Below are 20,998 nucleotides of genomic sequence, written 5' to 3' on the forward strand. Positions count from 1 at the left end.
ATAAAAAGTGGCAACAAAAAGTAACAATATTTTTTTCGGACACATTGTGTAATAATGCACAATATATTTTGCCCTACAATTACATTGGCGGACGTAATTGTAAAAGCAAGCTGTATGTTGGTCTATTCATAAAAATAATAACATAAAACGGTTTATTTTATCAACTGTTTTTGTTAAAAAGTTGTCACTACCCCGAAAACCGGTTGCAAACTGTCAAATGCATATTATTTCACAATAAAAGAGGTGGTGGAAAAATAGCAAATTGGTGTACAAAAAAATAAACTATGCTTGTTTAAAGGCGTTAATGGAATTTTTCTAAAATTAAGGAGGGAAGACAATAATGGGTATTATGAAAAAAATGGCCACAGGGGGCCTGGCCACAGGAAAAATTCTAACAGATTTATCCAGGGCGCAAGCCAACTGGGAGCTTGAAATGAGCCGCGTAATTCTCGGCAGGAGATGGAAATGGTTATTGGTTGCAATGCTGCCTGTTTTGCTCGGCGTAGGCCTGGAAGTGGCCTCGGCTGCCGACCTGCCGGGGTATCTCGGTGGAAGCAAAGGGTATATGCCAAGTTTCGTAACCCTAAATATGTTTATCGGCTCCATATTTGTAGGCCTTATGGCGGGTTTGATCACCGGGGTTATCGGAGCCGGCGGCGGGTACGTGCTTACGCCCGCGCTGATGAGTATCGGTGTTAAAGGTATCATGGCGGTTGGTACCGACCAGTTTCACCTCTTCGCCAAAGCTATCATGGGTACGGTTATTCACAAGAAGATGGGCAATGTAAACTTCTGGATCGCAGTTTGGTTTGTGGTTGGCTCAGTAGCAGGCGCCACCACCGGCGGTATGATTAACCGGGCCATTTACCAGAAGAGTCCCGCCCTGAGTGACGCCTTCATTAGTTTGATCTATGCAATTATACTTGGCATCCTTGGCGCATACGCTCTGTATGACTGGATCAGTTCCAGCAGGAAAAACAAAACTGCCGGTGGTAACGTAACTGAAGCTACGACAAAGTTTGCCAAGTGGCTGCAGGCACTGCCCCTGAAGCCCAGGGTTAAATTCGATGAGGATATCGTTCCCGGTGGGCGCAGCTTGTCGGTTTACCCGCTGATTATCGTAGGATTCATCGTCGGTAATGTGGCTGCCATGATGGGTGTCGGCGGCGGCTTTCTGACCTTCCCGATCTTCGTGTACGGGCTTGGCGTATCGACCTTTACCACAGTAGGAACAGATATTTTGCAAATTATCTTCACCACAGCTTATTCTTCAATCGCCCAGTATGCAGTTTACGGTTATGTGTTCTACAGCGTGGCCATGGGAATGCTGCTCGGTTCACTGGTGGGGGTTCAGATGGGCGCACTGGCAACCAAAGTTCTGAAGGGCTCCACTATCCGCGCCATTTACGCCCTGACAATTATAGCAGGTTTCACCAACAGGATTTGTGCTCTACCGCCCAAACTGAACGATGCCGGTTACCTGTCAATGAGTAAGCAAGGCATGGCTGTTTTGACAAATGTCGGTAATATAGTGTTCTTTGTTCTGGCAGCATTGTTCTCCGTCTGGATTATGGTCTCGTTCTTCAGGGGTGTTGGCAAATTCAGGGAGCAGGCCAGGGCTGAGGCAGAGGCAAAACTGTCCACTGCCACCAACTAAAATAAGGGGGTGTTGAGTAATGATAATAAATAAGAAACAATTTATCACCGGCATTGTGTTGCTGCTCATCTTTACCGCGGTGTTTATAACTATGATGAGCCCGGTAATGAACGGCAAAACGGTAATCCAGGCAGCCGATGACTTGTTCAACCAGCTTACTAAGGGCTCGACCTACAGTATTCCCAAGGTTACTGATAAAGCGGCCAAATTTGAAGGCACCAGCTTCCAGGTTTCAGTAAAAGCTGAAAGCCCGGAAGACGTAGAAAAGTACACCAAGGTTTTTTCAGCCGCTGGCGCGCAGGTTACTCCCGCTGGCGGCAAGGTTAAAATCGCTGGCGATTTGGGCAAAGTATCCGTAGCAGCATTAAACGATGCGGATATAGAATTCAATAACAACGGTGCCCAACTAAAAAGTAAGTACGGAATGGAATCCAGGGAAGTTATCTATTACTGGTATAACGGTTTTAAAGCAATTAGCGCCCAGTATAAACTGGATAATAAAGTAAAGGAATTGGATATAGTAAACAGCGTAATGACAAAAGGACTTGAGCCGGCTTATAATTTCGAAGGAATTCAAGCCGTCAAGGTTAATGAAAGAAGCGGAATCACAACTTTCATGCTGGTGTTCTACGTACTCTACACAATTCTGTATGGCTTTGCGATAATGTATCTCTTTGAAGGATTGGGTATTGTTGCTTCGTCGCACGGTGAAAAAGCGGAGGCATAATGGAAAGGGGACATCCTCTCTATGATACCGGGCTTTAGGGTCGGAGGAATGTCCCCAATACAATGAACTGTCATTGCGAGCGTAGCGAAGCAATCTCAATATGGGATTGCTTCGCTTCTTCTTTTTTAAAATACGCAGGTGGAAATTACAAACATTTTTTGTTAATATATTGGCTAATACAATATACGAGGAGTGGTGGGGTTGTCTCAGGGATACAAGCGTTTTATTTTGCTGGCCGGCCTGGCTGCATTTGTTATGGGCATAATGTTCGCCGGGGGCTGCTTGCTGGTTAATGACTTTAAAGGAGACGAAAAAACGGTACCGCCCGGGTATTCCAGTAATACCCCCGACCAGGGGCTGCCAGGAGTTGGTGCCGGTACAATCGCAGATATAGTAAAAAATTCCGGCCCCGCAGTGGTTAAAATAAGCGTGGAAAAACAAGTTGGCGGGAACAATTATATTGACCCGCTCTGGAATGATCCTTTCTTTCGTAATTTTTTTGGAATACCTGAGAGGCAACAGCCCAGAACCGAATCCGGGCTCGGTTCCGGCTTTATTATTTCAAAGGACGGCTACATATTGACCAATGAGCACGTGATAGACGGCGCAGATAAAATTATGGTTACTGTCCAGGGTGATCAAAAAGATTATCAAGCCAAGTTGATAGGTGCTGATTATGACCTGGACCTGGCAATTTTAAAAATAGATAAAAAAGGTGACATTCCATATTTAAAATTGGGCGATTCTGAAAAAATAGAAGTTGGAAACTGGGTAATTGCCATCGGAAACCCATTTGGCTTTGACCATACAGTAACGGTTGGTGTTATCAGCGCCAAAGGCCGGCCTGTACCCGTTGAAGGCAGGTATTACAAAAACTTGCTGCAAACAGATGCCGCAATTAACCCGGGTAACAGCGGGGGGCCACTGTTAAATTTAAAAGGTGAAGTTATAGGGATTAATACTGCGGTTGCCCAGGCACAGGGAATAGGTTTTGCTATCCCGACCAGCACGGTTAAGGATGTGCGAAATGAGCTGATGCAGAAAGGTAAGGTTATCAGACCCTGGCTGGGCATTCAAATGCAAAACCTAACTCCTGATTTGACAGAATACCTTAATTTAAAAAACAGTGAAGGTGTGGTCGTGGTTGGCGTTGTGCCGGGAAGCCCGGCGCAAAAAGCAGGTTTGCGCCAAGGTGACGTAATTGTTGAGTTTCAAAAGCATAAGATTAAGAACGCTGATGAACTGGCTGAAAGCATTAAGAAAACGGAAGTTGGACAAAAATTATTGCTATTAATTTACCGGGACGGCCAGCCCGTGTATATCACTGTTGTGGTAGGTGAAAAACCTGCGCAGATGCAGTAAATAGAAACACCTCCGGTTGTCTCCGCCGGAGGTGTTTAATGTTATTGTTTACTGATCCAATTTAACAGTTCTTTGCGTAAAAGTTTTCCGGATGAAGTTTTGGGAATATTTTCAACAAACTTGTAATAGCGAGGTATCTTGTAATTGGCCATCTTGCCCTCGCAAAACTTTTTAATTTGCTCATCATCCAGTTTTTTGCCTTCCCTGGGCATGATAAAAGCGAGCACTTCTTCGCCCATTACCGCATCTGGAACACCTACCACAGCCACTTCAAATATATCCGGGTGGTCATAAAGCACTTCTTCAACTTCCCGCGGGTTAATATTAATTCCTCCACGGATAATCAATTCTTTTTTGCGGTCAACAATATATAAGTCTCCGTCCTCGTCAAAGTAAGCCAAATCACCGGTATGGAACCACCCGTTGCGCATTGCCCACCTGGTTTCTTCTTCCCGGTTGTAATATCCTTTCATTACATTGGGTCCGCGAACAACTATTTCGCCAACCTGCCCCTGGGGTACCTCCCTGTCTTCGTAATCAACAACTTTTACTTCTACACCGGGAATAGGTTTGCCAATTGAACCCGGTTTTTTTGAAGAGCCAATAAAATTGACGGTCACCACCGGTGATGTTTCGGTTAACCCGTAGCCTTCAGTTATCGGTAGTTTCATTTTTGATTCAAATTCCTCGTACAGGTCGGCAGGCATGGTGGCAGCACCGGTTAAAGCTATTCGTAACGAACCGGTATCAAATTTATCTAAATCGCTGTAATTGATAATAAAATTGTACATGGTGGGGGGGCCAAAAAAGAATGAAATTTTTTCACTTTCAATTATCTTTAATGTTTCAGCGGCACCCTGCCATCCTTCCTGAACAACTATAGTTGCCCCTGCAACGATGGAGCTATTCATTATACACGTCTGAGCAGCAGCATGGTAAACCGGTGCGGTTAACAGAGCACGGTCTGAAGGGGCCATGCGGCAAAGTTGAGAGAATGTTAGAGCGTTGCTGTAAAGATTATAATTGGTCAGCATCGCTCCTTTGGGTTTTCCTGCCGTTGCCGCGGTATATAAAATAACTGCAATATCTTCCCGGCTGTACTTGGTATCGGGAAAAGTACCGGCGCCAAGCTCAAAAATTTGCTCCAAGCTCAAAAAACCTTCATCTTCAGAATTTAATTCATTCACGATTATTTTTAGAGAAACGCCCATTTTTTCCTTTAAAGTGGCAAATTTCTCATTCAGTTTCAAAGTTGTAATTACCGCCGTTGGCTGACAGTCTCTAATTACAACGGCAAATTCATTAATTGTGTGCTGGGGGCTAACCGGTACCACAATGCCTTTCATTCTAATAATAGCATAATAGGCAATTACAAATTCAGGGCAATTACTCATGGCTAATAGGACCCTGTCGCCGGATTTAATACCCGATTGTTGCAGCCCACCGGCCAGCTGATTAACCCGGGTTTCCAGTTGGGCGTACGTCATTCTCCGGTTTTTAAAAACAATAACCTCCTGACCGGGGGATACCCGTGCTATTTCAGCAAGTCTCACAGGTAAGTTCATATTGAAACCTCCTTGATGCGCCGGGGCTAATTTTATTCTAAAACATTTTGGGGTGAAAACAAAGTAATTATTTAATATAATGTGCAGCTAAAGAACCTGTATTTAAGGAATTAATAATTTTAATTTAGTTCGATCTTTAAGCTCAGAAATCCTTCTTGATAATCCCCCGGTGTAACAAAAGGTTTGCTACACTTCCTATAAAATTATTTATTTTATAAAAAAAGTGACAAGAGTAATTGTTCACAAAGTTGGGTTTAGATAGTGATTTAAAGAACTTGCGTTAAACTATTGCTAAAATATGTGGTGACAATGTAAAATAAAATATAAAATAAAATACGAAGGTAGTTGTTTGCAGCTAGATTAAGTGTGTTAGCCGAGTTGTGAAAATTGCGACAATGCTATTGCGAGTTCAACAAATTCAGATTATTAAATTAATTTAAGAATTTATTATATCAGTAAGAAAATGGGGGGTGATTTATATGTCAAGCGTCTCTCAAACCGTAGGTAAAAATATGGACTGGACGGCGCCCAATGTATTGAAAAGGCTAATTAAATCGTTTGAGGGGTTTTTCAGTATACAGGACGTAACCAAGAAGGCTCGCATTTGGCACGGTGCTTTTTCGTACTCCTTAATACCAAACACTTCTATAAAAAATTTCCATAATATGAACCCTGTTACATCAATTGATGCAGGTCAGTGTTACATATGCGTGTTCGACCAGGATAATTACCAGGGAAACTACCAAATGCTTGGACCAGGGGAAAAAGTTCAGCTGAATAATTGTGCTTCGCTGGTTGTCAGTACTGAAAAATTCTCTATTGGGTCGGTGCGTAGCAATGCTGCACCTCCTAAAGGGTTCTGGGAAATGGACGGCCCGATGTACATGGCGCACTTTTCTTCCGGTTACAGGTACGCATAAGAAAGTTAAGTTTGCGACCAGGGACTTACCCTGGTTTTTTATTTTTATCTTTTGGTTATTGGTTTTTCGGCATGGATAATACTGATTGAGGTTATGTTTTGTGGTAAAATCTGAACCATAATCATGTTTTAATGGAGGGGGTTAAATGCACATAGAGCAGGGGCCGATTAGGCCGCCCAGCGAGGCAGCAAGTTTGCTGATCAGGGTAACCAGAAATTGCCCGTGGAATAAATGCGCCTTTTGCAGCACCTACAAGGGAGAAAAGTTTAGCCGCCGGCCTGTTGAAGACGTGCTGCGCGATGTGGATACCGTCAGACAGGTCAGTGAGCAGGTAATGCAAATTTCCTGGTCAAAGGGTCTCGGCGGCAAGATAAGCAGTGAAGTTGTGAACGAATCAGGGGCACGGTACGGCCATTTGCACTACCACGTGGCCTCCTGGTTGTATTATGGCGGCAGGTCTGTTTTTTTACAGGACGCCAACTCGTTGCTGTTAAAAACTTCAGACCTGGTTAAGGTTATAGAATATATCCGGGCTGCTTTTCCAACGGTGGAAAGGGTCACAACGTACGCCAGGGCGGATACCGCGGCCAGGAAAAATGAGGATGACTATTTAGCTTTGCGCAATGCCGGCCTGGCCAGGATTCATATGGGCATGGAATCCGGTTCCGATATTGTGCTGAAAATGGTTAAAAAAGGCATTACAGCAAACCAGTTGATTCAAGCGGCCCATAAAATAAAGGGGGCTGGCATATCACTGTGCTGGTATATCATGCCCGGCCTCGGGGGTAAAGAACATGCCAGGGAGCATGCATTGGAAACCGCCAGGGTGATCAATGCGGGTAACCCTGATTATGTTCGATTCAGAACACTATCAGTATTAAAAGGAACACCGCTTTATGATATGGCGCAAAGCGGTATATTCACGGTGCCCGGGGAGGATGATATGGTGGAGGAACAGCGTTTAATCATTCAGTCCCTCGATGGAGTAACCACGACAATTGTCAGTGACCATATGTTAAATTTGCTGCAAGAGCTTGAGGGCACTTTGCCGGCCGACCGGGATACAATGCTGGACATAATTGACCGTTACCTTGCTTTGCCGGAGGATGCCAAAAATAATTATCAGCTGGGCAGAAGGGCGGGAATATATTTAAAACTTGACGATATGCAAAATAAAAATAGATATAATTACGTGCAGGGACTGCTAAGTCAAATCGGCGGACCGGAAAATATAAAAAAAGAGCTGGCCAGGATTCGCCGTGGTTTTGTGTAATAACATGGATGACCTCTATAATTGTCAAATGGGAGGAACTATATGGCAACACGGCATGAGCAAAACGGTTCTAAAAAGTTAAGGATTGGGAGGCTGGCTATAGATCCAATATTTTTGCTCCTTTTCTTCCTTTTTACCGCGAGCTCTTTTTTTCTGGTATTTTTTTTGTGGTTAATGTTGTAAAGTTATTGACAAAAATTTAGCAAAAAGTTAATATTTTTTTAAGATGGTTTGTGATAGAGATCACAAATAATTTTAAAAGAAGGAAGGTGAGTAAGGGCAGATATAGCTGGCGTATATTTGCCCGTTTTCTATGCAAAAAAGTATCCAAACCAGGCTGGCTGTGATAATCACGGTGTTGATTGCGGTATCTGTCCTTGTAATTGGTTATTTGGCATATAACAAATCCCGCGCTATGCTGGTTGATTATACCAAAGAGAGGCTTATTACTGACGCGGGTATTTATTCAGATATGGTGGATAAATACATTTTTGAACGCAGTAAGGATATAGCAATAATGGCCAAACATCCAGTGTTAAGAAACGAGACCACCACCAGTGCTGAAAAGTCGGCGGTTTTAAAAAGCTATAAGGAGGATTATGGCTGCTACGCTTCCATCTCAATGACCGACGCTTCCGGTATGCAAATTGCGGACAGTGAAGGCACGGTCGGGGTGATGAAGAACGACACTGAGTGGTTTCAGGCTGCTATAAAGGGTGATTTATACATCTCAGATGTGCGCATGTCCAGAGATCTAAAAAAGCCTGTTTTAAGTTTTGCCTGTCCCGTTAAAGATAGCGGCGGCAGTATTATCGGTACTTTGACCAGCCGTTTAATTCTGGACAGCACCATCTGGGCTATGGCGGACGAATTTCAAACAATGCAGGAAAAACATGGCAAAAAGGGATACGCTTTTATAGTTAACGAAGCCGGCGTAATTATGGCTCACCCTGAGCGGGAAATGGTGCTGAATCAAAATATCCTGGAAATGGGGATTCCCGCGCTTAAAGCGGCGGGAGAAAAAATGATCCGGGGCGAAAGCGGGTTTTCACGCTACACTTACCAGGGCGTGGATAAATATGTTGCCTACGTGCCACTGGACGGGTGGGGCAACTACCGGGGCAAAGGCTGGTCCATCGCGCTGACCTCACCTGTGGACGATTTTCTAACTCCCGTATATACCATGCGTAAGTTTATAATTACTCTTGGTCTTGTTGTGGTTTTAATAGGTCTCGGGTTTTCATTATTATTTGCCAGGCAGATTGTCCGGCCGATTAGCGCACTTCTGGCCTGTGTTCAAGAAGTTGCCGGCGGAAATCTAACCCGCAGCGTGGACGTTCGATCCAGGGATGAAATAGGCGAGCTGGGCAGCGCTTTTAACCAAATGGTGTACCAATTAAGGGGAATTGTGGCCAACCTGCAGGACACTTCGGTTAAACTTTCGTCCCACAGCCAGGAAATGGCCGCGTCGGGAGAAGAGGTGAGCGCCACAGTGGAAGAACTGGCCAGCACCACCAACGAGGTGGCGGCTACAATAAACAACAGCGCAGAGAACAGCCGGGCCGCGCAGCAGGAATCAATCAACATGCGTGAGATTGCCGGGGATGGGGATACCGCCATCCAGAAGGCATTGGGGAAGATTAATTCCATAGCCGAGAACAGCAGGGTAATTGCCGGGGCGGTGCACAATCTGGGTAAACAGTCCGGCAAGATAGGGGAAATTATTGGTACCATAACCGGAATTGCCGATCAAACCAATCTACTGGCCTTAAATGCCGCCATTGAGGCCGCCAGGGCCGGCGAACACGGCAGGGGATTTGCCGTAGTTGCCGATGAGGTGCGTAAATTGGCTGAGCAATCAGGCCGGGCGGCCAATGAGATTACCGAATTGGTTAAACAAATTCAAACCGGTGTCGGTGAGGCTATGATGATGATGGATAAAGGGTTGGTTGAAGTAAACGAAGGTGTGGAAATAGCTAACAGCGCCGGTGTGGCTCTGAGCAAAATTACGGCTGCCATTGATAGAAATGTTGAAACGATCAGTGATCTGGCTATGGGTGCAGAACAAATTAATGAAGGTGCCCAGCAGCTTTCGGCAGCCATACAGCAAATTTCTTCCACCATTCAACAGGTATCGGGCGCAGCGCAGGACCTGGCAGGTATTTCAGTTGAACTGCAAAATGCCGCTGCCAGATTTATTGTTGAAGAGTAGCATGTAAATTTTCAGGTTAGATTGGTTTGCGCGGAGGGATGGAAAGGTGTCGAATTGCCGGGATCAACTGATAGGGGAGGAAATTCTAAACGCAATAACAACTATTAAGGGTTTAATTGACTACTTGTTTAAAGATGATTACCCCGAAGAAGTCCTGGTGGTGGACTGGGAAATAGAGAAAATATGCTTCCTGGTAAGAAACCACTTCGGGCTTATATCCGCGAACTTGAACCGGCCCCAAATGAATAGGGGGTAATCAAATGATCAACTCACACGCTAATAAAAAGTACCTTTTGGCCTATATTGCAATCCTTGCCGGCACACTGATCATGGCTTGCCTGGTTTTGCGCTGGTTGCTGATAGTCAGCAATAATATTGGAAAAATCTCGGTGCAGGAAAATAAAGTAGCCGACATTTCTCAAATTTATGAAAATGTTTTATTGCAGTCTCACTATATCAATAACTATCTGCTTACAGGTAACCCGGAAAGCCTGCAAAGATTCAGGGAGCTGGCCAGGACCAACCTGGTGCTGGAAGACCGCCTGATCGAAGTAATCAGGGAGTCCAGGAAACCGCTGGCCAGGAATGTAAGGTTATTGAATGAAAAGTATAACCGGTACTGTGAGGAGCAAGTTATCTCCAACATGCAAAAAGGAGTAAACCTGCCGGAAGAAGTAAAAGGACAGCTTTTTCTGCTGGAGGAAAATCTGCGCAACTCTGTTTATATAATCAGAGATATGCGACTGGCCGACACCGGCGAAATAACTTCCGCGGCCCTGGCCGACAGCCGCCTGGCGGTTAAGTTGGGAATAATATTTACGCTGGTGGGACTGGTTACAGGCATTACAGCGAGTTTAATAACCTGGCGCAGGATGTTCTATGAGTATACCAATTACCGGGCCATCCTGAATACAACCAGGAACGCTGCCATTACCGTGGGGCGCAGCGGCAAAATTACCAGCTTTAACAGGGTTGCCGAAGAAATTTTTCAAATAGACCGTTCGCTGGTGCTGGGTAAAAAATTTGAAAATGTATTCACCGGTGAACAAAGCAGGGAAACAATTAAATTCGTACTTCCCGTCCAAGAAGTGGCTGCTTCCGGCCTGGGTAGATGTAACCAGGAATTGTTATATACTTCGTCCGACGGCTGGGAAACGGTGCTAAACGTTGATTGCCTGCCCCTATCTCACAGAGTTCCGTCGGATGTGCTGGTAATTGCCAGGGATATCACCCACCGCAAGCTGCTTGAAGAAAAACTTTACTCCATGACCCTCCGGGACGGCTTGACAGGGTTGTTTAATCACAGCTATATTAAGAATTCTCTCAACAATGAAATAAAAAGATGCCGGGAGCAGAATCGTTGTCTGGCCTTTATACTACTTGATATTGATAATTTTAAATATTATAACGATATGTTTGGCCACCAGTGCGGCGATAAATTGCTGTTGGAATTTTCCAAAGTATTACTTAGCGGCACCAGAAATTCCGACATCGTGGGCAGATATGGAGGAGATGAGTTCGGCATCATTTTACCAGGCGCCAACGGCGAGCGGGCCTTGCAGGTAGGTGAAAGGTTAAAACAATTAATCGAAGAACACCCGTTTAAGAAAAAAGACCAATTGCCGGGTGGGTGCTTAACCGCCAGTATAGGGATAGCCATTTATCCGGATCACGCGGATAACGCGCAAGAACTGCTTAAACTGGCAGACGAGGCAATGTATCACGCCAAGCGCAATTCAAAAAACCAGGTGCAGTTGTATTTTTCCGCCATTCAAGAGTTTCAAAGGGAATTATCGCATTCCGACCGGGATTTAATGAAGTCATTAAACACTCTTTTAACCATAATCAACGCCAAGGACCGGTATACCTATGCCCACTCGGAAAAGGTTGCGGAATACGCTGAAGCCATCGCCCGCAAGCTTGAACTACCCGGTGACGTCATTAAAGAAATTAAAATCGCCGCTTTTCTGCACGATATTGGTAAGCTTGAAATCCCTTGTGAAATCCTGACCAAACAGGGGACTCTCACTGAACAGGAATGGCAGTTTATTAAACAACACCCCCGCTGGGGCAGCAATATGCTCAGATCCTTTGGACAGTTTAAAAACATTATTCCCTACATCGAGCACCATCACGAGCGGTATGACGGCAAAGGCTACCCCGACGGCCTTGTAGGGGATAGCATTCCCCTGGGCGCTCAGATTATCAGCTTGGCTGACAGTTTTGACGCCATGGTTTCACAAAGGCCGTATAAAAAACATTTGACTTTTAGAGAAGCGATTTTGGAATTGCACAAAAACAGGGGCAAACAGTTCCATCCGGTTTTAACAGGCATCTTTATTGATGTTTTAACAGGAGATTATGCTCAACGTTTTGGAGAAAACGGTCACCGGGAATTGCCGGAGTTATCTTGACGTCAAGACCCCGGCGATCGAACAGAGGCAGTTGCTTTACCGGTCGTTATGCTACTATATCCATAATTGATTAATGAAAAAGCTGCCAATCGGGGCCGCTTTGCTTACGGCCCCGGAATTGCCGGTTGCTATTTGCCCGGGTGCCGCCGGACCGCCAGAAGGTATATTTCCTGGTTTGCCCCGCCGGCATTTATTTCTTTCTCGGCATTAATCAAACGGTTTAATTGTTCCTGCGATAAATTTGCTGCTTCCATGCCTTTGGTATCAATATTTGCCATATCTCATCCCTCCTTTAAATTATTTTTATCCAAACCCGATTTTTTTATAGCGTTAAATAATAAATGTTGATATAATATCAATGAGAACGGTTATCTTTATCAATTAATGATGGGGGTGGCCTAAATTACTTTAGATAAAGTAAGGCGCGGCGAACAAATTAAAATAATATCCATAGGAGACTTTCGCATCAAGGAACAGGCCCTTCGCATGGGTATTGATGAAGGAACAATATTAACTTGTTCCGAGGTTGTACCGGCAGGGCCGGTGGTTGTAAGTAAAAACAGGCAGGAACTGGCCATTGGCAGATCGCTGGCCCGGCAGATCAATGTTGAAGTTTTGGCCCGGGCGGATGCGGCCGGATTGGCCAAGCCCTCGCTGAAAAGCGAAACTTTTGGCGAGGTTTAATTATGGTAAATCCAGTTTCCATAGGGGAACAAAAAAAGATTGTGCTTGTGGGCAATCCCAACGTTGGCAAGTCGGTTTATTTTCATCGAATGACAGGTCAATACGTTGATGTGTCTAATTTTCCGGGTACTACCATGGAATTTTATTGCGGTAAGCTTGGTTCCGATTTCCTGGTTGACACGCCCGGCGTGTATGGGCTGTCCGGCCATAATGAAGAAGAATCATTGGTTCGTGACGCAGTTTTAACTGCGGATATAGTTATTAACGTGGTTGACGCTGTGCACCTGGAACGTGATCTGTTTTTAACCTGTCAGCTGGTGGACACAGGGGTGCCAATGATTATAGCCCTTAACATGGTTGACGAACTTGAAGGGCGGGGCCTGGCAGTTGATACCGCCCGGCTGGAGCAATTGTTGGGTGTTCCCGTTGTTGCAACGGTGGCGGTAACCGGCCATGGTTTTGACCGGCTCAGTGAAAAGCTGGCCGGGGCCCGTCCCGGGCAGGCTGGTGAACTGGTTGGGCAATTGTCGGCGGGCTACATGGGCATACCCCGCAGTGAGGCGTTATTTATACTTGAGGGAGATTCCGAAGTGTCTTCCCGTTATGGTTTGGAGCCCGGTTTGGAAAGAGATAATATTTATAGGGCCAGGAGGAAACGGGCAGGGGAAATTGCTGCAGCCGTATTAAAAGAAAAGCGAAAAGATTTATCTATGGCCTCCAGGATTGGTCACTGGCTGATTAATCCTTTAACGGGAATTCCCGCATTATTTTTAACCTTATGGGTGATTTATGAACTGGTGGGTGTTTTTTTCGCCCAAACTGTGGTGGGAGTTACCGAAACAACCATAATGAAGGGACATTATGAGCCGCTGGTGCGGGCGCTGCTTAACCACGTTTTGGATTTGGATTCACCCCTGGGCTTTATTCTAACAGGTCAATTTGGCCTCCTGACCATGGCTGTGACTTATCTGTTTGGGTTACTGCTGCCTCTGGTGGGCGGGTTTTTTTTAGTGCTTTCCATTTTGGAGGATTCGGGTTATCTGCCCAGGATTGCGACATTGATGGACCGGGTAATGAGTTATATCGGTCTCAACGGGCAGGCTATAATTCCACTGGTGCTTGGTTTTGGCTGTGTCACAATGGCGGCTATAACCACCCGCATGCTGGCATCGGACCGGGAGCGTCGCATAGCTATCTTTTTACTTGCCCTATCTGTCCCCTGCTCGGCGCAGCTGGCTTTTGTGGCGGCGATTTTAGGATCGCTGGGGCCGGAGTACATGTTTTTATACGGGTTCTTTATCTTGAGCGTTATGGCCGGGGTGGGTACTTTAATGGACCGCCTGCTGCCCGGTTATGCCCAACCGCTTTGGTTGGACCTGCCTACGATGAGATTACCCAGGCCGGATAATATATTAAAAAAAACCTGGACCAGGACATTTAGCTTCCTTAAAGAGGCTTTCCCCATCTTCCTGGGAGGGGCACTGCTGCTAAGTTTGCTTAAGGTTACCGGGCTGATGGATGCCATTGAACGAATGATGCAGCCATTAACCACCGGCTGGCTCTACTTGCCGGGCGAAACGGCCGGGGCCTTTATCATGGGTTTTATCCGTAGGGATTTCGGCACGGCGGGCATTATGGCCATACCAATGGATCCAATGCAAAAATTTATCGCCCTGGTAACGTTGACCCTATTTGTTCCGTGTATCGCCACAACGCTGGTTATCTTCAAGGAGAGGGGCTGGCGGGAAGGCATTGTAATTTGGTTGACCGTACTGGCACTGGCCTTTACAATGGGTGGGCTTTTAGCCCATGTTATTTATTATGCGCAGGGAATTAAACCGGCCATGACTTTGCCGCTGACCGCGCTGTTTGTAACAACAGTGCTGGTGCTGGCAGTAATTGCGGGCCGGTGGCGGCGAGGGGTTGGTTGATGTGATGAAATGTGATACAATTACCGTTGTTTGAGATATTTTTCTGGCGGGAGAAATAACAGTTGTTTAAGAGGACAATTTTAGTACTGTTTTTTTATCTCACGGTGGCGGTCGGGGGACCTCCGACCGCAGCTGCGGCTCCGGACAATGCCCCGGAACCGGTGGGTGAGGCGGCGATTTTGGTTGATGCAAATAACGGCCAGGTACTTTTTGATAAAAATGCGGATCGAAGGATGTACCCTGCCAGCACCACCAAAATAATTACTGCTTTGCTGGCCCTCGAGCGGTCCAAGCCTGGTGATATGGTGGAAGTAAGCGAACGGGCGGCTCAAATCGGGGGAACGCGGGTGGGTCTTCAGCCCGGGGAAAAAGTAAGAATGGAAGACCTGTTATACATTCTCATGCTCAGTTCGGCCAATGATGCGGCCATTGCCATTGCCGAGCATGTGGGCGGATCGGTGGAGAATTTCGCCACATTAATGAATGCCAGGGCCCAAAAGGCGGGAGCGAAGGGAACCCACTTCACCAACCCGCACGGTATGCCTGACGAAAACCACTATACCACAGCACGGGATATGGCCTTGATTAGTTGCGAGGCAATGAAAAATCCCGCTTTCAGGCGGATCGTCGGAACGACTAATTACAAAGTGGATCGTAGGAAGCACCTGTCCCCTGAATTGCAGCAAAACATTGAGCGGCTGGAACGAATCTATGGTCCGGTACAGGAAGATTTTTATAACCATAATAAACTCATTTGGAGTAATTATTACGGTTATAAAGGGGCAAACGGCATCAAAACAGGCTATACCGTAGAGGCAGGTCAATGTATTATCGCCTCTGCAGATAGGAACGGCCGGGAACTAATTGCGGTGGTGTTGAAAAGCCAGGGTGCCAACTTGTGGTCCGATGCCGCAATGCTGCTTGATTACGGGTTTAATAATTTTATTCCGGTGCAATTGGTCAAGCCCAGACAAATAATCACTGACGCCGCTGTGCTGCATGGTACCAAAAGAGCCGTACTGGAGACTGCAAGCGGGTTTTATTACGATTTCCCCGTAGGTGAGTTCCCTGAGGTAAACCGTAAGGTTGAATTAAAGGAAAAAATCAGTGCTCCGCTGAAAGCCGGGCAGAAACTGGCGGAACTGGTCCTTGATACCAATGGGCGGGAATTGGGCAGGGTTCAGCTGGTGAATATTTATCCTGTGCCCCGCAAGATTTCAAGTTACTGGTGGTATTGGGCTGCAGCTATAATCATAACGGCATTTTTACTGAAATTATTGACGATGCGGCGGCGTCCCGGGCGGCATTCCCGCAGTAAAAATCGTTGGTAAAAAGCAACTTCTTTGTGTATTTAGAACAAAGATTTTGCTTTTTTTATTTATGATCTCAGATCAGGGACGAATAGCTTTACCAGCCTGGTAAAAAAATGAACAACCGGCAGCACGGCCAAGCTGCTGGTGATATTGAAAAAGGTGTGTGCGTTGGCCACCTGGCGCGGCAGGTTGTCTGCAGTGAAAGCAACCAGTGTTGAAAGCGGCTGAATAAAGGGCAGGAATAAGATTGCCCCCAGAAGATTTAGCAGTACGTGGGCGGCAGCAACCTGTTTTCCGGCCCGGGACCCTCCTAAGCTTGCCAGCACGGCTGTAACGCAAGTGCCGACATTGTTGCCCAAAACCAGGGCCAGAGCCGTTGGCAGGGAAACCAGCTGTTGTTCTGATAGAAGCATAACTATGCCGGTGGCCGCAGCGCTGCTATGCAGTAAGGCTGTTACCAGCGTCCCTGCCAGCACTGCGCGTAAGGGGCTGCCATGAAGGGTTAATAGAATTTCTCTCAACCAGGGTGCTTCTTTAAGCGGGGCAAGGGCTGTGGCCATTAGCCATAAGCCGCAAAAAACCAGCCCAAAACCGAAAAGAGATTGCCCCAATTGACCGGCAGTGCGATTTTGTCCTATCACCCGGAGTGTTGCTCCCACTGCCACCGCTGGTAACGCCAGCTTGAATAAGTCGAATGATATCACCTGCACAGTTACGCAGGTTCCCACATTAGCCCCAAGGATAATTCCTACGGCTTGGTCCAGGCTGAGCAGGCCGGCATTAATGAAGCCGATGGTAAGAACTGATATGGCTGTGCTGCTCTGTGCCAGCATGGTGAGAATCGTGCCGGTGATGGAAGCAGCTGCAGGAGTGCTCGTTAAATTTGATAGCACCCGCCTCATTTTTTCCCTGGACATCTTTTCGAGTCCGGACTTCATTATTTGCATACCTCGCAGAAGCAGGTAAAGACCGGTCAAGGCCCCTGCAATTATCAACAAAACAGTCCCTCCCGGCGCCAAGTATTTATTACTGTTTATGGTTGGCTGCCCTTTGATATGCGGGAAATAGTTTAACAATTTTTTAATTTTATGGACATAATTTTTTAATTAATGGACTATATCCTTAAAATAACAATCGGGGTTGTAGGAGGGTAAATCTGATGTTTTTTTTAAGTTTTCTTAAAAACGATGCAGGTAAAGTTATGTGTCAAAATCAAAACGACATGATTAACTTTATTTCTGCCTTGTCAGTTTTTTCTCTTGTTCACACGGAGCTTATGGCTTTTAGGGCATCGTTAAAAATACAGGAAGTTGTGAATAAAGCTTCGGATTTAGCGGCGACCAGCCAGGAAATGGCTGCGACTACCGAAGAAGTATCTGCATCAGCCCAACAAATCAGCGCCGGAATGCAGCAGGTGAGAACCGGGTCTATAGAAAACATTAATAAAATAGACAGCCTCGATAAATTAGCAAATCAGGTCGGGACAACTCTGGAGCAAATGGTCAGAGACACGGGCAACCTGGTTAACAGGATCAAAAAGATTGATAATATCTCCCAAAATGTTTCTGAAATTGCCGACCAGACCAATTTATTATCTTTAAACGCAGCTATTGAAGCTGCCCGTGCAGGAGAGCACGGCCGGGGGTTTTCGGTGGTGGCGGATGAAGTGCGAAAGCTGGCGGGGCAGACGAAAACCGCCGTTGCAGAGGTCAAAACCATATCGGACCAGATTAACGGTGAAGCCTTGATGGTGGGGGATGCGGTGACAGGAGTGCAAAAAACCCTGGAAAACTATATGGATGAGGTCAGTGAGGTCTCTGAAAGGACGCGCCGGAGCATAAAACAAATTGAAGAAACCACCGAAGCCTCGGAAACAATCGCCAACGCTATGCAGCAGCAGGCCACGGCTACGGAAAGCCTGGCCAAACTTGCACAGGAACTTACTGCTTCGGTTGACTTTGGTGATGTTATTGTCGATGATGCCAACCATTTAAGTGCAATAGTTGAACCGTATTTAAAATTTGCCGAATCTGATTCCGTTATCAGTATTCTGGCAGCCCGCCTTTTTGATCACGCGGTGTTCTTGAAAAATGTTATTATAAATGCCGGCAAGGGTGGTAATTTAGTTAACCATCACGACTGTGCCTTTGGTAAATGGTATGATGCTAATCGTAATAAATACAATCATATTAATGAATTTAATACTATTGACGAACCTCATCGTTTGGTGCACGAGGCGGGCAGTCGGCTGGCGGAAGAAAAAACCCTTGAAAATACTGACCTGCTATTAAAGTCTTCTGTTCAAATTTTGGAAGGGTTTCTTAAATTGCTTGACGTATTTAAAAAAAAGGATGCTGCCTGAAATAGTCGTCGGTAAATAACATGTGACCTGGTTGCTCTTAAACGGCTATTTCCATTCTTCTGTTGGTGACGCGTCAGCGGCATGGGCGTCTACCCTATCGTTGCGATCATTGCGATCATTGCGCAGCTGTTTTAGCTGGGGCGCAGGATAAGCTGTTGCTCCAAAGGTTTGTGCATTCAATTTTTTGTCGGTTTTAACGGGGATTCCTTCTCGGGCTCTTCTAAGGGTTGCCCGTAGATGAAACTCCGCTGCGTTAAGGTCATAAATTGCTGCGTCAAGAGTGTCATCACTGGCGTTGTTGAAATGGTTTTGCGCCTCTTCCAAGAGATCAAGGGCCTCTCTGAGGGCGGGGTTGGTCATGTCGCATATGATTCTGTTATACATTTGAAACCACCTCGATTCTACCATTAAGCCCTGGTATTTTATGTTCATCTTTTTATCAATGCAGCGGGATTGTAATTGTTTATATAATCTTTTACACGGGTGAGCCTGTTTTATACAAGGTTGAAAGATATAAAATGCGTGCGCAATGGTACTGATATGCGCGCGCATTTTTTGTATATCAATTAATTTTCGCTTTTTCTTTATTGCAAGCGAAATATTTGAGTAGTATAATATATCAAAAGAGTCCATCCAATTTTCTCCCCGTCGATTGACGGGGATTCTTTTATTTTAAAATTATTGACATACGTTCATATTGACAGGGGCTAATACATTTAGATATACTATTAATTGGGGGATCCTCCGACCCTCAAAGTTACTGCCCCAAAGCTGGTGTGTGTCCCCGTTCCTTAATTGGGGACATTCCTCCGACCCAGGAGGCCTGACCCCAGAGCGGAGGTGTGTCTCCGTACCTTAATAGAAACTTTTTGGTGGTGTTTTAAATGCGCGGGGTAATTGATGAAGTAGAGGAAAAGCTGCGCTCCAACGAATATAAAATGACTCCCAAGCGGGAGTACGTGCTGAGGGTGTTATTAGAAAACAAAGATAAGCATCTCAGTGCCGAAGAAGTATATAATTTGGTTAAGTTAAAGGCACCTGATGTTGGCCTGGCAACGGTGTACCGTACTCTGGAGCTGTTTTCCAGCTTTGATATTATCCACAGCATGGATTTTGGAGATGGCAGAAAGCGTTATGAGTTCGGGGTGGATAACGCTGACGGGCACAGGCACCACCACTTAATTTGTGTTCAATGTGGTAAAATAATTGAGATGAATGAAGACCTGTTAGAGGAACTGGAAGAAAGGGTCAACAGGACATATAATTTTACCATTAGCGATCATGAACTTAAAATATTCGGACGGTGCAGCGAATGTGTGACCAAAAATATAAAGGAATGACAACAATCATAAACGAGCGTGTAAAACGCATCCAAGAGCTTGAGGAACAAATTGCAGACTTGAAAAAAAGATTTCCTGCCCATTCTATAAAGCCGGAAATGGTTAACCGGCTGGAAGAGCTTGAAGACGAGCTGGAACGTTTGAAAGATAATAATTAATTACACAATCACCGCAGTTGTTTCATATGATGTATTAAACCTAAACAGGGCGGTGATTTTTTATGCCCCCTAAACCATTGGTTGGACTGGCGCTGGGCGGTGGGGTTTTGCGGGGGATGGCGCATATAGGGGTGCTTCGAGCGCTGCGCGAGGCGGGAATTCCCGTTGACATGGTGGCCGGAACCAGCGCGGGCAGTATTGTGGCGGCATTATACGCTTCAGGTTACAGCCCGCGCCAGATGCAGGAAATAGTGGAAAAATTGAAGTCGCGGGATATATTTGATTATGCCTCGCTGATGGGCAATCTTTTTTTAATTGCAGGTGACACTACAGCCGGCCTGCTGCGGATACCTTACCCCTTCAGAAAGCCACTGGGGCTGATGAAGGGCATAAAATTGGACGTTTTATTAAATAAGTGGCTTGGCCAAACCCGTTTATTCGCCCAAACTAAAATCCCTCTGGCCATTGTTGCCGTTGATGTAAGGGACGCCGGCCTGGTAATTTTTTTAGACGGTGATATAGCAACGCGTACTGTTTTGCCGCCGGAAGATAAATATATCAGCAATCAAAAAATTTCGCTGGCGGTGAGGGCCAGTTCATCGGTGCCCGGTATGTTTGAGCCGGTCCGTCTGGGCGAGCGCTTGCTGGTGGACGGAGGCTTGCGAGACAATGTGCCGGCCTCCGTGCTGCGCCGTATGGGGGCGGATATTGTTATTGCCGTTGATGTGGGTTACGACGGCAGCAGCACGCACCGGGTGGATAATATCTTTGACATTGTAGTCCAGAGTTATGAGATTATGATGTCTGAGAGTATGAATTTAAAAATTGAACGTTACGCCGACGTAATTATCCGCCCGGTAATTAAAATGGGACCCTGGGAATTTGAGAGAATAGGTTACTGCATCAAACAGGGGGAATTGGAAACCAGGAAGAAGGTGGATGAAATTAAGCGTAAAATTGAGAGCTACAAATAACTCCGCCTTTAAAACTTGTGGTTAAGGGCCGGCGGGCGGACAGGGTCGTCCGCCCCTACAGAGCACAAAATATAAGAATACTTATCTTTGTGAATATTCCTCCGGA

The 20,998-nt window shown here is 45.9% G+C and carries 19 protein-coding genes; 15 read left to right on the forward strand and 4 right to left on the reverse strand.

The genetic code is table 11. The features are described 5' to 3' along the window. The first annotated feature begins 340 nt into the window (after positions 1-340). The 3 genes from H569_RS20930 (at position 341) to H569_RS0117440 (ending at position 3,746) form a co-directional block, all read left to right on the forward strand. The gene (locus H569_RS20930) at positions 341-1,657 is read left to right on the forward strand and encodes a sulfite exporter TauE/SafE family protein (RefSeq protein WP_081411099.1); all 1,317 of its coding nucleotides are present in this window, start codon (positions 341-343) and stop codon (positions 1,655-1,657) included. 19 nt (positions 1,658-1,676) lie between these two features. Continuing rightward, positions 1,677-2,384 (forward strand): hypothetical protein, encoded by a 708-nt coding sequence (locus H569_RS0117435; RefSeq protein ID WP_027366024.1) that lies wholly within the window; start codon positions 1,677-1,679, stop codon positions 2,382-2,384. 201 nt (positions 2,385-2,585) lie between these two features. Next, complete coding sequence (locus H569_RS0117440) at positions 2,586-3,746, forward strand: S1C family serine protease (RefSeq protein ID WP_034631275.1); 1,161 nt, start codon at positions 2,586-2,588, stop codon at positions 3,744-3,746. A gap of 41 nt (positions 3,747-3,787) precedes the next feature. On the opposite strand, the gene H569_RS0117445 is transcribed toward H569_RS0117440, so the two are convergent. Next, positions 3,788-5,311, reverse strand: coding sequence for a class I adenylate-forming enzyme family protein (locus tag H569_RS0117445; protein ID WP_027366026.1), 1,524 nt, complete (start codon positions 5,309-5,311; stop codon positions 3,788-3,790). A gap of 479 nt (positions 5,312-5,790) precedes the next feature. Between H569_RS0117445 and H569_RS0117450 the strand changes: the two genes are divergently transcribed. The 5 genes from H569_RS0117450 (at position 5,791) to H569_RS21545 (ending at position 12,130) form a co-directional block, all read left to right on the forward strand. Further along, the gene (locus H569_RS0117450; RefSeq protein WP_027366027.1) at positions 5,791-6,231 is read left to right on the forward strand and encodes a hypothetical protein; all 441 of its coding nucleotides are present in this window, start codon (positions 5,791-5,793) and stop codon (positions 6,229-6,231) included. A 145-nt stretch (positions 6,232-6,376) separates the two neighbouring features. Then, positions 6,377-7,504, forward strand: a complete 1,128-nt coding sequence (locus H569_RS0117455; RefSeq protein ID WP_027366028.1) for a radical SAM protein — start codon at positions 6,377-6,379, stop codon at positions 7,502-7,504. 313 nt (positions 7,505-7,817) lie between these two features. Further along, positions 7,818-9,716: a methyl-accepting chemotaxis protein gene (locus H569_RS21540; protein WP_051273737.1), complete on the forward strand. Its 1,899-nt coding sequence runs from the start codon at positions 7,818-7,820 to the stop codon at positions 9,714-9,716. 46 nt (positions 9,717-9,762) lie between these two features. Next, complete coding sequence (locus H569_RS0117470; protein WP_027366029.1) at positions 9,763-9,972, forward strand: hypothetical protein; 210 nt, start codon at positions 9,763-9,765, stop codon at positions 9,970-9,972. A 4-nt stretch (positions 9,973-9,976) separates the two neighbouring features. Beyond that, the gene (locus tag H569_RS21545) at positions 9,977-12,130 is read left to right on the forward strand and encodes a diguanylate cyclase (protein WP_051273738.1); all 2,154 of its coding nucleotides are present in this window, start codon (positions 9,977-9,979) and stop codon (positions 12,128-12,130) included. A gap of 128 nt (positions 12,131-12,258) precedes the next feature. Here H569_RS21545 and H569_RS22665 read toward each other — a convergent pair whose 3' ends face one another. Beyond that, complete coding sequence (locus H569_RS22665) at positions 12,259-12,408, reverse strand: hypothetical protein (RefSeq protein WP_157833579.1); 150 nt, start codon at positions 12,406-12,408, stop codon at positions 12,259-12,261. 124 nt (positions 12,409-12,532) lie between these two features. On the opposite strand from H569_RS22665, the gene H569_RS20945 reads away from it, so the two are divergent. The 3 genes from H569_RS20945 to H569_RS0117495 all read left to right on the forward strand — a co-directional run bounded on the left by H569_RS20945 (position 12,533) and on the right by H569_RS0117495 (position 16,076). Continuing rightward, the gene (locus H569_RS20945) at positions 12,533-12,814 is read left to right on the forward strand and encodes a FeoA family protein (RefSeq protein WP_051273739.1); all 282 of its coding nucleotides are present in this window, start codon (positions 12,533-12,535) and stop codon (positions 12,812-12,814) included. Positions 12,815-12,816: 2 nt separating this feature from the next. Then, entirely contained in the window at positions 12,817-14,745 is a 1,929-nt protein-coding gene (gene feoB, locus H569_RS0117490; protein WP_027366030.1) for a ferrous iron transport protein B, read from the forward strand. A 62-nt stretch (positions 14,746-14,807) separates the two neighbouring features. Beyond that, positions 14,808-16,076 (forward strand): D-alanyl-D-alanine carboxypeptidase family protein, encoded by a 1,269-nt coding sequence (locus tag H569_RS0117495; RefSeq protein WP_027366031.1) that lies wholly within the window; start codon positions 14,808-14,810, stop codon positions 16,074-16,076. Positions 16,077-16,123: 47 nt separating this feature from the next. Here H569_RS0117495 and H569_RS0117500 read toward each other — a convergent pair whose 3' ends face one another. Next, the gene (locus tag H569_RS0117500) at positions 16,124-17,056 is read right to left on the reverse strand and encodes a Na/Pi cotransporter family protein (protein WP_027366032.1); all 933 of its coding nucleotides are present in this window, start codon (positions 17,054-17,056) and stop codon (positions 16,124-16,126) included. A gap of 161 nt (positions 17,057-17,217) precedes the next feature. Between H569_RS0117500 and H569_RS23790 the strand changes: the two genes are divergently transcribed. Beyond that, positions 17,218-18,420 carry a methyl-accepting chemotaxis protein gene (locus H569_RS23790; protein ID WP_051273740.1) on the forward strand — a complete coding sequence of 401 codons (1,203 nt, stop codon included), beginning with the start codon at positions 17,218-17,220 and terminating at the stop codon, positions 18,418-18,420. A 45-nt stretch (positions 18,421-18,465) separates the two neighbouring features. Here H569_RS23790 and H569_RS22670 read toward each other — a convergent pair whose 3' ends face one another. Then, positions 18,466-18,804, reverse strand: coding sequence for a hypothetical protein (locus H569_RS22670; RefSeq protein WP_157833580.1), 339 nt, complete (start codon positions 18,802-18,804; stop codon positions 18,466-18,468). A 500-nt stretch (positions 18,805-19,304) separates the two neighbouring features. On the opposite strand from H569_RS22670, the gene H569_RS0117515 reads away from it, so the two are divergent. The 3 genes from H569_RS0117515 (at position 19,305) to H569_RS0117525 (ending at position 20,892) form a co-directional block, all read left to right on the forward strand. Further along, positions 19,305-19,760, forward strand: coding sequence for a Fur family transcriptional regulator (locus H569_RS0117515; RefSeq protein WP_027366034.1), 456 nt, complete (start codon positions 19,305-19,307; stop codon positions 19,758-19,760). Next, the gene (locus H569_RS22365) at positions 19,757-19,918 is read left to right on the forward strand and encodes a histidine kinase (RefSeq protein ID WP_114679321.1); all 162 of its coding nucleotides are present in this window, start codon (positions 19,757-19,759) and stop codon (positions 19,916-19,918) included. The genes H569_RS0117515 and H569_RS22365 overlap by 4 nt, the downstream gene beginning before the upstream one ends. Positions 19,919-19,980: 62 nt before the next feature. Then, complete coding sequence (locus tag H569_RS0117525) at positions 19,981-20,892, forward strand: patatin-like phospholipase family protein (RefSeq protein ID WP_027366035.1); 912 nt, start codon at positions 19,981-19,983, stop codon at positions 20,890-20,892. Positions 20,893-20,998: the final 106 nt, after the last annotated feature.

Source organism: Desulfotruncus alcoholivorax DSM 16058, assembly GCF_000430885.1.
In the GTDB taxonomy this organism is placed as follows: domain Bacteria; phylum Bacillota; class Desulfotomaculia; order Desulfotomaculales; family Desulfallaceae; genus Desulfotruncus; species Desulfotruncus alcoholivorax.

Excerpts from the sequence above, each read along its gene's own strand:
- H569_RS20930 (WP_081411099.1), top strand. The coding sequence starts at position 341 with ATGGGTATTATGAAAAAAATGGCCACAGGGGGCCTGGCCACAGGAAAA.
- H569_RS0117435 (WP_027366024.1), top strand. The coding sequence starts at position 1,677 with ATGATAATAAATAAGAAACAATTTATCACCGGCATTGTGTTGCTGCTC.
- H569_RS0117445 (WP_027366026.1), bottom strand. The coding sequence starts at position 5,311 with ATGAACTTACCTGTGAGACTTGCTGAAATAGCACGGGTATCCCCCGGT.
- H569_RS0117450 (WP_027366027.1), top strand. The coding sequence starts at position 5,791 with ATGTCAAGCGTCTCTCAAACCGTAGGTAAAAATATGGACTGGACGGCG.
- H569_RS0117455 (WP_027366028.1), top strand. The coding sequence starts at position 6,377 with ATGCACATAGAGCAGGGGCCGATTAGGCCGCCCAGCGAGGCAGCAAGT.
- H569_RS21540 (WP_051273737.1), top strand. The coding sequence starts at position 7,818 with ATGCAAAAAAGTATCCAAACCAGGCTGGCTGTGATAATCACGGTGTTG.
- H569_RS21545 (WP_051273738.1), top strand. The coding sequence starts at position 9,977 with ATGATCAACTCACACGCTAATAAAAAGTACCTTTTGGCCTATATTGCA.
- H569_RS22665 (WP_157833579.1), bottom strand. The coding sequence starts at position 12,408 with ATGGCAAATATTGATACCAAAGGCATGGAAGCAGCAAATTTATCGCAG.
- feoB (WP_027366030.1), top strand. The coding sequence starts at position 12,817 with ATGGTAAATCCAGTTTCCATAGGGGAACAAAAAAAGATTGTGCTTGTG.
- H569_RS23790 (WP_051273740.1), top strand. The coding sequence starts at position 17,218 with ATGTTTTTTTTAAGTTTTCTTAAAAACGATGCAGGTAAAGTTATGTGT.
- H569_RS22670 (WP_157833580.1), bottom strand. The coding sequence starts at position 18,804 with ATGTATAACAGAATCATATGCGACATGACCAACCCCGCCCTCAGAGAG.
- H569_RS0117515 (WP_027366034.1), top strand. The coding sequence starts at position 19,305 with ATGCGCGGGGTAATTGATGAAGTAGAGGAAAAGCTGCGCTCCAACGAA.
- H569_RS22365 (WP_114679321.1), top strand. The coding sequence starts at position 19,757 with ATGACAACAATCATAAACGAGCGTGTAAAACGCATCCAAGAGCTTGAG.
- H569_RS0117525 (WP_027366035.1), top strand. The coding sequence starts at position 19,981 with ATGCCCCCTAAACCATTGGTTGGACTGGCGCTGGGCGGTGGGGTTTTG.